Origin of the sequence: Pseudoxanthomonas sp. (assembly GCF_036845285.1) — a bacterium.
Lineage (GTDB): Bacteria > Pseudomonadota > Gammaproteobacteria > Xanthomonadales > Xanthomonadaceae > Pseudoxanthomonas_A.
The window spans coordinates 54027-65853 of the sequence record NZ_DAIUEE010000002.1 but is presented as its reverse complement, the minus strand read 5'-3'; the positions used below and the strand labels follow the sequence as shown (position 1 = coordinate 65853).

The 11827-nt window shown below is 66.9% G+C and carries 13 protein-coding genes; 3 read left to right on the top strand and 10 right to left on the bottom strand.

The genetic code is table 11. The features are described from left to right. Nucleotides 1-4 precede the first annotated feature (4 nt). Nucleotides 5-379, top strand: a complete 375-nt coding sequence (locus V7060_RS02705; protein ID WP_334177726.1) for a helix-turn-helix transcriptional regulator — start codon at nucleotides 5-7, stop codon at nucleotides 377-379. A gap of 77 nt (nucleotides 380-456) precedes the next feature. Here the strand turns inward: V7060_RS02705 and V7060_RS02700 are convergent, their stop codons facing one another. After that, nucleotides 457-888 (bottom strand): CopD family protein, encoded by a 432-nt coding sequence (locus V7060_RS02700; RefSeq protein WP_334177725.1) that lies wholly within the window; start codon nucleotides 886-888, stop codon nucleotides 457-459. Between the two features lie 577 nt (nucleotides 889-1465). Here V7060_RS02700 and V7060_RS02695 point away from each other — a divergent pair. Both V7060_RS02695 and phaZ read left to right on the top strand, forming a co-directional pair. Continuing rightward, nucleotides 1466-2074, top strand: coding sequence for a class I SAM-dependent methyltransferase (locus V7060_RS02695; RefSeq protein ID WP_334177724.1), 609 nt, complete (start codon nucleotides 1466-1468; stop codon nucleotides 2072-2074). Between the two features lie 80 nt (nucleotides 2075-2154). After that, complete coding sequence (gene phaZ / locus V7060_RS02690; RefSeq protein WP_334177723.1) at nucleotides 2155-3402, top strand: polyhydroxyalkanoate depolymerase; 1248 nt, start codon at nucleotides 2155-2157, stop codon at nucleotides 3400-3402. A gap of 134 nt (nucleotides 3403-3536) precedes the next feature. Here the strand turns inward: phaZ and V7060_RS02685 are convergent, their stop codons facing one another. The 9 genes from V7060_RS02685 to V7060_RS02645 form a co-directional block, all read right to left on the bottom strand. Then, on the bottom strand, nucleotides 3537-4457 hold the full coding sequence (locus V7060_RS02685; protein WP_334177722.1) for a sensor domain-containing protein: 921 nt from the start codon (nucleotides 4455-4457) through the stop codon (nucleotides 3537-3539). Further along, nucleotides 4454-4819 (bottom strand): PadR family transcriptional regulator, encoded by a 366-nt coding sequence (locus V7060_RS02680; protein ID WP_055941558.1) that lies wholly within the window; start codon nucleotides 4817-4819, stop codon nucleotides 4454-4456. The genes V7060_RS02685 and V7060_RS02680 overlap by 4 nt, the downstream gene beginning before the upstream one ends. 297 nt (nucleotides 4820-5116) lie before the next feature. Then, complete coding sequence (locus V7060_RS02675) at nucleotides 5117-6493, bottom strand: ATP-binding protein (protein WP_334178078.1); 1377 nt, start codon at nucleotides 6491-6493, stop codon at nucleotides 5117-5119. A gap of 17 nt (nucleotides 6494-6510) precedes the next feature. After that, nucleotides 6511-7185, bottom strand: a complete 675-nt coding sequence (locus tag V7060_RS02670; RefSeq protein ID WP_334177721.1) for a response regulator transcription factor — start codon at nucleotides 7183-7185, stop codon at nucleotides 6511-6513. A gap of 24 nt (nucleotides 7186-7209) precedes the next feature. After that, nucleotides 7210-7851, bottom strand: a complete 642-nt coding sequence (locus tag V7060_RS02665) for a hypothetical protein (protein ID WP_334177720.1) — start codon at nucleotides 7849-7851, stop codon at nucleotides 7210-7212. 4 nt (nucleotides 7852-7855) lie between these two features. After that, complete coding sequence (locus V7060_RS02660; protein ID WP_334177719.1) at nucleotides 7856-8695, bottom strand: SDR family oxidoreductase; 840 nt, start codon at nucleotides 8693-8695, stop codon at nucleotides 7856-7858. Then, nucleotides 8695-9369 (bottom strand): iron-containing redox enzyme family protein, encoded by a 675-nt coding sequence (locus tag V7060_RS02655; RefSeq protein WP_334177718.1) that lies wholly within the window; start codon nucleotides 9367-9369, stop codon nucleotides 8695-8697. The genes V7060_RS02660 and V7060_RS02655 overlap by 1 nt, the downstream gene beginning before the upstream one ends. Beyond that, a complete protein-coding gene (locus V7060_RS02650) occupies nucleotides 9366-10868 on the bottom strand; it encodes an AMP-binding protein (protein ID WP_334177717.1) in 1503 nt (500 codons plus the stop codon). The genes V7060_RS02655 and V7060_RS02650 overlap by 4 nt, the downstream gene beginning before the upstream one ends. Continuing rightward, nucleotides 10865-11527, bottom strand: coding sequence for a thermostable hemolysin (locus tag V7060_RS02645; RefSeq protein WP_334177716.1), 663 nt, complete (start codon nucleotides 11525-11527; stop codon nucleotides 10865-10867). Before V7060_RS02645 ends, V7060_RS02650 begins: the two co-directional genes overlap by 4 nt. Nucleotides 11528-11827 lie beyond the last annotated feature (300 nt).

The window sequence follows — 11827 nt, the reverse complement described above, 5'->3', positions numbered from 1 at the left end:
TTCGATGCGCATCAGGATCGCGCGCCGGCGCGCACGGCTTTCCCAGGAAGCCCTCGCCATCAATCTTGGCGTCACCCGCAGCGCCGTCGCCAATTGGGAATGCGCCGACGGCGTACTACCCGCCTCGGCACGGCTGGCCCGACTGGCCGAACTGACCAGCGTCAACTTCGAGTGGCTGGCCACGGGCCGCGGCGCCATCGATCACGCCGGCAACGAAGAGAACGTCCCCGCTGTCGACGGCGAACTGGTGTACGACGAACGGGAACGGCGCCTGCTTGCGGTGTTCCGCCGCATGACGGAGCGCGCACGGCTGGAAACCCTGATGCAGTGGGAGTCCACGTTTTCCGCCGCATCTCAGAAAGAAGTTCGGACGCGCTGACCGCATGAGGGCGTGGCCTCGGACTCGCAAACGCGCGTCGCAACGCGCCGGGACGTTCCCGCGCGGTCGGGGTCGCCTCAGAACGGCTTCGCCAACACGAGCCAGATCACCACGATCAACGCGATCAGCGGCAGTTCGTTGAACCAGCGCAGTGCGGTCGGCGACGGCAGCGACCTGCCCTTCGCCACGCCTTTCAGCCAGCGTCCGGTGACGATGAAGTGCGTCAGCATCAGCGCGACCAGCGTGAGCTTGGCGTGCAACCAGCCGCCGCTGATGCCGAAGTGGAACCACAGCACGCCGCCGAGGACCACGGCGATACCGAACATGCTGTGGCCGAAGCCGTAGAGCCGGCGGCCCATCAGCTGCAGGCGCGCCTGTACATCGGCCTGCCCGGGCGTCTCGGCCAGGTTGACGAGGATGCGCGGCAGGTAGAACACCGTCGCCATCCAGGCGATGACGAAGACGAGATGGAAGGTCTTGACCCACAGGTAGAGGCTGGCTTGGTCCACGCTGGCCGCTCCGTCGCTTGAAATGGTGATGCGGGATTCTCCGCTACTGCCACAAGCGCTGTCCAACCGAACGGGATGCCAGGACCCCGTCGTTCCGACGCACCCTGGAGCCTATCTTGATTCTCGCGCTGCGCTTACCCATCCCCGGAGCAACGGCAACATGGATCCCGGCATTCGCCGGGATGACGCGCAAACACGCGCCGGTCCGATGCAAGGACACTTCAACGCCTGCACGCGAACGCCGGGCCAGGACCCCGTCCCGTCGTTCCAGCGCACGCTGGAACCCATCTTGACTCTGGCGCTGCGCTCACGCGTCCACGGAAGCAAGGGCAATATGGATCCGGCATTCGCCAGGATGACGAGCAAACACGCGACTGCGGCGTCGAGGCGTGGTGCGCCCTCCGCTCGATTCCAGGATCGCGACCCGTCGTTCCCGGCGTAAGCTGCAACCCATCTTGATCCTGCTGTCGCTATGCGGATCAGACAGAGCACCAGCACAATGGATCCCAGCGTACGCTGGGATGACGAGCGACAAAGTTCTGCCTCACTCTCCCACATCCCGAATCTCGTGTCCCCCATGACCAAACACTACGACGCCGACTATTTCCAGCGCTGGTACCGCGACGGCGACATCGGCGGTGCGCCGCGGCTCGCGCGCAAGGTGGCGCTGGCGGTCGCCGTGGCCGAATACCACCTTGAGCGTCCGATCCGTACCGTCCTCGACATCGGCTGCGGCGAAGCCGCGTGGCGTGCGCCGCTGCTGAAGCTGCGCCCCAAGCTGCAGTACCTGGGCTTCGACGGCAGCGAGTACGCCGTCCGGCGTTTCGGGCGCACGCGCAACGTGCACTACGCGCGCGTCGAGGACTTCGAGTACCTGCGTCCTTGCGCACCGGTCGACCTGCTGGTGTGTTCCGACGTACTGCACTACGTGCCGACCCGCGACCTGAAACGCGGCCTGCCCGGCCTGGCCGAACTGTGCGGCGGCGTGGCGTTCCTGGAGACGTTCGCGAAGGAGGACGCGTTCGAAGGCGACCATGAGGGATTCGTGCCGAGGAAGGCGGCGTGGTACCGGCAGGCCTTCAACGGCGAAGGCTTCCAGTCCATCGGCAACCACTGCTGGCTGGGGCCGCGCCTGGCCGGCGATATCGCGGTACTGGAGTCCGCCGACTATCGGCCGATAACCTGAACAGGCCACGCGCGGCGCCCGTCCCTTTGGGGTATGCTGCGGCGCAGCACTGCGCACCAAAAGCGGGATTCCGGACAACCATGACCTTGTACCAACTGCACGAACTCGGACGCGCATGGATGGCGCCGCTGGCCTACATGGCCGAAGCGAACGCGCGCATCTTTTCCGCGCCCACCAGTTGGCTGTCCAACGTGCCGGGGGCGGAACGCATCGCCGCCGGCAACGAACTGATCTACCGGATCGGCAAGGACTACGAAAAGCCGGCGTGGGAAATCCACGAGGTGGAAGTCGAGGGCCGTACCGTCCCCGTCGTCGAACTGGAAGTGGTCAAGAAGCCGTTCTGCCGGCTGCTGCGCTTCAAGCGCTACACCGACGACGCCGACACGATCACGGCACTGAAGGACGACCCCGCCGTGCTGGTGGTGGCGCCGCTGTCCGGCCATCACGCCACCCTGCTGCGCGACACCGTGCGCACGCTGTTGCGCGACCACAAGGTCTACGTGACCGACTGGGTCGATGCGCGCATGGTCCCCGGGTCCGAAGGCGCTTTCAGCCTCGACGACTACGTCGCCTACATAGAGGACTTCATCCGCCACATCGGTGCGGAAAAACTGCATGTCATCAGCGTCTGCCAGCCGACCGTACCGGTATTGGCCGCGGTGTCGCTGATGGCCGCGCGCGGCGAAGCCACGCCGCGTTCGCTGGTGATGATGGGCGGTCCGATCGATGCGCGCCGCAGCCCCACCGAGGTCAACAGCCTGGCCACGCGCAATCCGCTGTCGTGGTTCGAGAACAACGTCATCAACACCGTACCGACGCCCTACCCGGGCGAAGGCCGCCGCGTGTATCCCGGCTTCCTGCAACACGCCGGCTTCATCGCCATGAACCCCAGCCGCCACTTCATGTCGCACTGGGATTTCTACGCCGACCTGGTGAAGGGCGACCTGCAGGACGCGGAATCGCACCGCCGGTTCTACGACGAGTACAACGCCGTGCTCGACATGCCGGCCGAGTACTACCTGGACACCATCCGCACCGTGTTCCAGGAATTCCTGCTGCCGCGCGGAAAGTGGAAGGTCGACGGCGAACTCGTGACGCCGTCGGCAATCAGGAAAACCGCCCTGATGAGCATCGAAGGCGAGCTGGACGATATTTCCGGCCAGGGCCAGACGGCCGCCGCGCACGACCTGTGCACCGGCATCGCGAAGGCGCACCACAAGCACCTGACCGTCGAGGGCGCGGGCCATTACGGCATCTTCAGCGGACGCCGCTGGCGCGAGACGGTGTATCCGCAGGTGCGCGACTTCATCGCGAAGTACGCGGGCTGACGCATTGCCTCCTGTGGGAGCGACGTCAGTCGCGAAGCGTTTGCAGGAGCGCCGCCTTGATGCCTGCACAAGAAAAGGCCGCCCTTCGGGGCGGCCTTTTCGTTCGCGACTGGCGTCGCTCCCGCGTCGCGCCTTCACACCACCGGCGTACGCACCAGCAGGTGCTTGGCCAGCCAGCCGTGGAACAGGCCGACCGCGCGCGCCAGATGCAGCGTGGCGAACAGCAGGATGACACCGAAGACGGACACCAGCGGCAGCAGCCACGGCGCATCCGACACAAGATTCCAGTCGCCGAAGTTCATCACGTAGTCGAAGGGCAGGAAGTACGCCGCCGGCGCGGCGATGAAACCCAACGACAGGGCCAGCAACGTGATGGCGACCGAGAAGTACAGGATGCCGAGCGGATGCATCAGCAGCAGGTACAGCATCGCCGTCCAGGTGCGGCCATCGGTGAAGAGCTCCTTCAGGCGCGTCATCCACGGTTTGTCGCGCTGCGTGTACAGCGGCCGCCGCGGCATGCGCTCGCCGAGCAGGACTTCGACCACACGTCCTTCGACCAGCGACAGCAGCCGCACCGACATCAGGAACAGCAGCAGCAGCGGGATGCCGATGATCAGGATCAGCAGGCCGACCGACAGGCTGGCGCCGGTGACGACCCACGTGAAATAGAACGTGCCCGTCGCCAGCGACAGCAGCATGTAGAACAGCGCGCCGTACGTCCTCGGATCGGCGGCGACCCCGAAGAAACGGCCCAGCAGCGACTTGCGCTTCGGCGGCACCGGCGGACGCAGCGCGCGCGTCACCGTCACTTCGGTTTCGCGGTAGATGTCGGCCACTTCGGCCGGCGCACCGTAGCTGCCGGCGACGGAGGCGATCACCTCCGCTTCCGACTGGCCGGGGTTCTCCGCCAGTTCCGAGCGCAGGTATTCCTCCGCGTCGTAGACGGCGTCCTGGATCATCGCCTTGTCGGCGCCCACCAGGGCCGCACGCAATTGGTCGAGATACTCGGCGATGGTGGTGGGCAGTCGGCTGCCCGGGGCGGTGGTGGTGTTCATGCGGGAATCCCCTCAAGCACGGAATCGACGGAATCGCGGGTGGCACGCCAGGCGGCGGCCCAGGACTGCAGGGTCTGCCGCCCTGGCTCGGTGATGCGGTAGTAGCGGCGCGGGGGGCCGGCCACCGAGGGTTCGACGAAGCTGTCCAGCAGTCCCCCGCCTTCCAGGTTGCGCAGCACCGGGTAGAGCGCGCTCTGCTTGCCGCTGAGCACGCCGTCGCCGACGCGCTCCAGCTGCTTGGCGATCAGGTAGCCGTACAGCGGCTCGCCGGCGCGGGCCAGCACCGCCAGCAGGGCCAGCGATACGGTGCCGGCGCTGAGTTCCTTCTGGAACTTCTTCAGGTGGATGTCGGGTTCGTTCATCGCTTCCCCCTCCGCGGGACCCCCGCTAGGTTGGAGACGATGCTATTGCGAAGTTTGATATAGCGAATGTGCCAGTAGTCACCGGGACCGGCGGCCTCCCCATCGGTCCGCCCGGTCCAGCGAGCGATCTCCGCCAGCACGAGGATGCCCCGGACGAAACAGGCCCCAACTGGATGACATCGCGGGCGCCCCACGCGGACCAGGGGTGCGCCGTTGTTGAAAGTTACCGTTGCCCCGGGGGCGTCGGTCCACGGGACACGCCCCATCGATGGCCAAACTCGGCTGCTGCGCCCGGGTTCACACGGGCCGGGATTTCACCAGCAGTTCGACCACCACCTTGAGACCGCCCAGCGCCTGCGATCGGCCCAGGCCGATGTGGCCGGCGTGTGCCGTCACGACTTCCTGCGCGATGGCCAGGCCCAGCCCGCTCCCTTCCTGGCCGGTCCCCAGCTGCCGATAGAAGCGATCGAAGACGCGCTGATGCTCCGACTCCGCGATGCCGAGTCCCGAATCCTCGACCGTGCACAAGGCTCCCTGGCCGGTCGTGCGCGTCGAGATCCTTATCGTGCCGGCGGGTGGCGTGTAACGCACCGCGTTTTCCAGCAGATTGCGGAACAGCAGGCTCAACGCGAGTTCGTCGCCCTCGACCTGCACCTCCTCCAGATCGAGCACGACCTCCTGCCGCTTGCGCTGCGCAAGAGGACGGATGTCCTCGGCTTCCGTGCGCACCAGCGCATCCAGGCGCAAGGGGGTGCGATCCCTCACGCCACCAATGTTCTCCGCCCGACTCAGCGAGAGCAGTTGCACGACGAGTCGCTCGATCCGCGCAATGCTGGCGGAGAGCAGTTCCTGCGCGGCTTCGCGTTCCGTGTCTCCGATCGCCAGCCGTGCATTGTCGGCATGCACCTTCAACGCGCTGATCGGGGTACGCAGTTCATGCGCCGCATCGGCGATGAAATGGCGTTCGCGTACGAGCGCCGCATCCAGGCGATGCAACAGCCCGTTGATCGCATCCACCAGGCCTCGCGCCTCGCGTGGCACGCGCGAGGCATCCAGCGGGGACAACCGCTCCGGATCGCGTTCGCCGATCTCGCCCGACAACCTGCGCAGCGCCCGCGTGGCGAACGCGACGCTTCCCCAGATCAGCACCGCCATCAGGGGCAGCGAGAGCAGCAGCGGCAGCAGCGTACCTTCCGCGATGTCCGACGCCAGTTCGTCGCGGATGTCGGAGAGTTCGGCGGACTGGAACCAGCGCCCCTCCGGCGAACGCAGGGTGAAGGCGCGCCACATGGCGCCGTCGATCACGACGTCCGCATATCCGGGGGTCCGCTCGGTCAAGGGCGTGGCCGGCGCACTGTCCGACCGCAGCAGGAGACGCCCCCGTCCGTCCCAGACCTGGAACGCCAGTTTGTTCTCGTAGGCGTGCCCATCCCGGAAGGCGAGCGCTTCACCAACGCCATGGGCCTGACCATGCCAGCCCTTCAGCACGACAGGCTCTCCGGGATGCTCGCTGAGATCGCTCAGCGGCTCGTCGACCAGGCTCACCAGCACCCGCGTGGATTGCACGAGCCGGGCATCGAACATCTCTCCCGCTTCCTGCAGGCCGGCGCGATAGCTGAACCACCCCGCGGCGGCCATGAGCACCACCAGGGTACCCAGCAGCGTGAACAGCAACGTGGCGCGAATCGATCTCACTCGGCCGCATCCCCTGAACCGCCAAGCGCGTAGCCGATTCCACGCACGGTGCGGATCGCGCCCGGCTCGAGCTTGCGGCGGAGCGCGTGCACGTGCACGTCCACCGCATTGCTGGCGACGTCTTCGTTCCAGCCGTACAGATGCCGCTGGATCGCATCGCGGGCCATCGGGCGTCCGCGCTGCTCCATCAGCAGGCGCAGCAGCGAGAACTCGCGCCGCGTCAGGTCGAGCGCGCGGCCATGCCACGTGGCGGTCAACGTGGCGGGATCGAGCCGCAAGGCGCCGGCTTCGAGGTTGGGTTGCGCGCGGCCGGCGCTGCGACGGATCAAGGCACGCACCCGTGCAAGCAGTTCGGCGGTATCGAAAGGCTTGCCGAGGTAGTCGTCCGCACCCACGTCCAACCCGAGCGTCCGGTCGGAAGGCCGCTCGCGCGCGCTGAGCACGAGGATCGGTATGGCATGACCCAGGCTTCGGATCTGACGGATCACCTCGATGCCATCCACACGCGGAAGGCCGAGATCGAGAATCGCCAGGTCGAACTCCCCGTCACGGATGGCGGCCAGCCCGCTGGCACCCTCCTGCATCCAGTCGACGGCGAACGCCCCGCGCCGCAATGCGGCGCAGATGCCCTCACCTAAAGACAGGTCGTCTTCCACCAGCAGGATGCGCATGCCGCCAGTCTGGTGCGCACCCTGTCAGTGCGCAAGGTGTGCAGTGACTTCCTTCAGGCGCGCCTCGGCCTCGTGGCGACGGCCTGCGTCCGCCACGTCGCGTCCAGGGCGGGCGGGCGCCGCCAGCGCCTTCTGGTAGGCGGTCCTGGCGCCTGCCCAATCTTTCTGGTCGCGCAGGAAATCGGCATAGAAGTAGTTCGCGTCGATGCCGTCGGGGTCGAGGGTCAGGCCCTTGCGCAGCAAGGTGCGGGCCGTATCGTCGTCGCCGAAACCGATGGGCCAGCCAGGCACCTGGTAATACAGGGCACCCAGGCTGGTATAGGCGGCGCCATCGAGCGCACCGGGATCGATCTTGATGGCTGCCTCGAAGTCGGCGCGCGCGCGCTTTACCAGGCCCAGTGCGCCAACGCCGCCCTTTTCGCCGGCCAGCGACGACAGCACGATGCCTTCCCAGATCAATGCGTCGGCCTCATGCGCGTGGGCCTGCCGGATTTTCTCCGCCTGCCGCGCCAGGTCCTCGAACGCAGACTCGCGCTGGGGCTTGGGTACCTGGTAATTGATCTGTGCCCAGCGGTCCCGCACCTGGACGACGGTCGGCGTTGGCGGTTCCGCCGCGAACGCGACGCCAACCAGGATCAGCGTGGAAAACAGGATGAGATAGAACATGGACTTACCGTGCGAGCGTTTCATGTGGGGCGTTCTCCGGGAGCGTGGGATGTTGTCGTCGGCCATGGCGCTGGATGACGGGAAGGCTCGCATGCAGGTTGCGGTCGACCAGGCCGGGCACCAGGCCATTGATGCGGGCGAACAGTTTTTCCGGCCATCCCAGTTGCAGGCGCGCAGTACCCCGTTCAAGCGCGCGGACCAGGTGACGTGCGACATCGGCCGGTGCGTCGCTGGCGACCTTGAGTTCTTCATTCAACGCATCGACGGCCGCGGTGTTGAAGGGCGTGCGCGTGGCACGTGGCGACAGGTACTGGAATCGCACCGGCGAGTCCGCGTACTCCCGTGCCAATGCCTCGGTCAGCCCCCGCAACCCGAACTTGCTAGCGCTGTAGGCCGCAAACCCCGGAAACGCCAGGCTCCCGAACGTGGAGCCCACGACCGCCACGGCTGCACGCTCCTGCGTCCGCAACAAGGGCAGCAGCAGCCTGATCAGTTGCATGGGCGCCACCAGGTTCGTCTGCACGAGACGGGCCATGGATTCCGCATCCTGTTCCTCGAACAGGCCGAAGGCGCTCTGCGCATGCGCCACCACCAGCATCGAGGGCGCTGGATGCATGGCTTCGGCGGCTTCCAGGATTCGCGCCTGTCCTTCGGGCGTCACCACATCGGCCACCACCGGATGCAAGGCATCGGCGGGCATCCGCTGCACGAGCGACCTCAGCCGGGCTTCGTTGCGCCCTACCGCCAGCACGCGCACACCCGCGTGGGCCAAGGCAGCGCACAACGGTGCGCCGATGCCGCCGCTTGCGCCGGTCACGATCGCGGTCTGTCCGGCCAGCTTCATCACGCCGCCTCGGCCAGGCGGACACCACCCGTTCGCAGGGTCCGGAAGATATCGCCGTACAGCACGTAGAAGCGCCGTGCCGCATCGATCACCGCAGCGCGATCGTCCTCGTCGTCCAACCGGTCCATCAATCCCTTGAAGAATCCGACATGCTCGATGTCGAGATCGCCATGCGAAAGCAGGTAGCTGAAGGCGTTGCGCGGCAGGTCCAGGGAGGTCTGCAAGGTGTTGGCCGCCCGCGTGGCCAGTGCCACGCTGGTCCCTTCCAACACCAACACCATGCCGAAGAAACCCACCGGGTTGCCGCGATGGATGGTGTCGTACGCATGGCTCACCATCAATTCGGTCGCCAGCGAAGGGGTCGAATTCTCGGCGGCCGCCCGGTCTTCCCCGCAGGCCGCGATGTCATCCAGCACCCATTCGTGGTGCCCCATTTCTTCCTCGATGTACTCGCCGACCGCCGTCCGCAGCCATTCCAGCCGTGCCGGCAGGCGGGCGCCGCATGCCATGAGCAGTGGAACGGTATGGCGCACGTGGTGGAACGCCTGCCCCAGGAAGGCCACGTAGTCGTCGCGCGCGATCTGGCCCGACAGGGCGGACTGGATGATGGGAATGGAAACGAGCGCTTCGCGCTCGCGCGCGGTCTGCGCCAGCAGGTCGTCGTGGAAACTCATGCGGGAACTCCGGAGGTGGAAAACAAAGGAATGTGGCGGTAGCTGGATTCGATCTCGTCCGTGTAACGGGCCAGGACGGCATCGCGACGCGGCCGGCCGTTCGCCGTCAGCAGGCCTTCCGCCACGCTGAAAGGCGCCGTCGCGCGCACCATCCGGGAGATCCGCGCATAGTCGGGAAGCTGGGCGTTCACTTCGGCGATCGCGTGGATCAACGCGTCGTCGCTGGTCCCTGGCTGACGCGGCACCAGTACGGCCACGTTGTCCGCACGCCCCTCCCCCCACACCACGGCTTGCGCGATGGCGGACTGGGCCAGCAGTTCGCTCTCCACCCACTCGGGCGAGACATTCCTGCCGAAGGCGGTAATGAAGACATGCTTGCGCCGACCGGTGATGTACAGGAAGCCGTCGGGATCCAGGTAGCCGAGATCGCCGGTATGAATCGGCCCTGCGGGCAACGACACGTCGCCCAGGTAGCCCAGCGCCTTCGCTCCCTGGACGCAGATTTCGCCCTCCACGATGACGACGCGGGCATGCGGCAGCACCTTCCCGACGCTGCCGGCGCGCGTTGCGCCAGGCCGGTTGAGCGCGACCACCGAGCCGCATTCGGTCAGCCCGTAGCCTTCGAATACGGGCAATCCCAGCGCCTGCGCGCGCGCCAGCAGCGAAGGACCCACGCGTCCGCCGCCCACGGCGATGTACCGCAGGCTGGCAGGCAGGGGCGCGCCTTGTTCCGCCGCCATCACGAGCGCCAGCAACAACTGCGGTACCAGGATCACGCTCTCTGGCTGGTAGCGATGCAGGCATTGCAGCAGCGTGGGGACGTGCAGGCCACTTGCGCCCGTGTAGCCGATCTCGGACAGCGAGGGCACCGCGATCGCGGCATCTGCGAGCAGCGCGGCGTACAGGCCGGCGACATTCTCCAGCAGCGTCGACAACGGCATGAGGCAAAGATGGCGGCGCGGCGAGACCGCCGATGACGCCTCGACCAGGGACGCTGCGACCGCCATCAGGGTTGCGGCATCCAGGCATACGCCCTTCGGATGGCCGGTCGTGCCGGAGGTATAGGTGATGCAGGCCGTACCGGGGGGCAATACCGGCGCTTCCGTGGTCGGCGCGACACGCCAGCAGGCGAGATTGTCGTCATCCAGGAATCCCACCAGCGCTTCGGCACCGGATGGCATCTCCGCCTGCATCTCCGTCATGACGCACTGGGCGCCGCTGGTGGCGAGCGCGTGGCGCACCTGCACGTTCGAGAAGAACGTCGGCAACGGCACGTGGACGCCACCGATGCGCCGCAAGGCAAGATCCAGCACGCACCACGCGGCGCCGTTGTCCAGCCGGCTGGCAACCCGGCTCAGTCCCGAGCGCAGCAGCCACTCGGCCGCGTGCTCGATGCGCGCGGCCAGCGACGCGTCGTCCACGGTGCCGTGCGATGTGATCAGGCGCGCGGGATGATTCCGCAGGAGCGCGCCGAGGCGGGTATCGAGGGACGCGGTCATGACATCGCCGCCATGCACGGCGCCAGCCAATCGACGCGGTCGTCCTCGGCGCGCGCTCCCTGCAGGTACGCCTTGCCCTGGGCCACGTTGCCGCACATCAGGCGCGGGTGGGAGGCGTAGTAATCGCCCCAGTCGCTGCCCTGATCGGCCAGACGCTCCGCACGGGCCTCGGCCAGTTCGATCGGCGACAGGTGCAGCCGCCGGAACGCGTTCCGCAGCTGCTGCGTGGCCACGAACAGGACCCACGGGCGCCGCGCTGCGGACAGCATGCAGGTGACCTGCAGGATCAGTTCACGCGCGACCCCCGGCGTCACGGCCGCGAAGTTGCCGACCTCGACGATGTGCTCGCGCGCGATCCAGGCGATCCCGCGTTGCGCCATGACCGACTCGACAGGGGACGCCAGATACTGCTCGGAGAACAGCGGCCCTTCGTCCGCCGAGCGGATTCCCACCGCTGCCACCAGTTGGTCCTGATCGTCGTAATACGCGAGCAGTTGGGGCATGAAGCTGTGCAGCCGCGCGTTGTAGCGCGCGAGGTAGACCGCCGAGACGAACGCCTCCACGGCAGGCCGGCCGTCGTCATCCGGACCGAAGAGGGCGACCCGGGAAAAGCGGCCGGGAAAGGGGGCGAGTTCAACGTGGGGGCGTATCCAGTGCATGGGCTGGCATGCTGGATTCGCTCAATTAAGGCTCGATTAGCTCGAAGTTAACCTGCTATTAGATCCATGGAATGAATCCGTGAATTCAGGCGCCAGGTCGCTCCGAGCATGAACCGTGACCGAACTATCGTCATGTCGAGGACCGATTCCGGTGGATGCAACGTGCAGCGAATGCCGGCCAAGAAGGGCGACACGGTGCGCCAGGCCCGGCCTGCGCACGGATCGCGTGGTCCGGTTTCATGCGCACTACAATCGGCCGATCCTTCCGTCCCGGACCTGCCATGCGCCTGACTCCCCTGC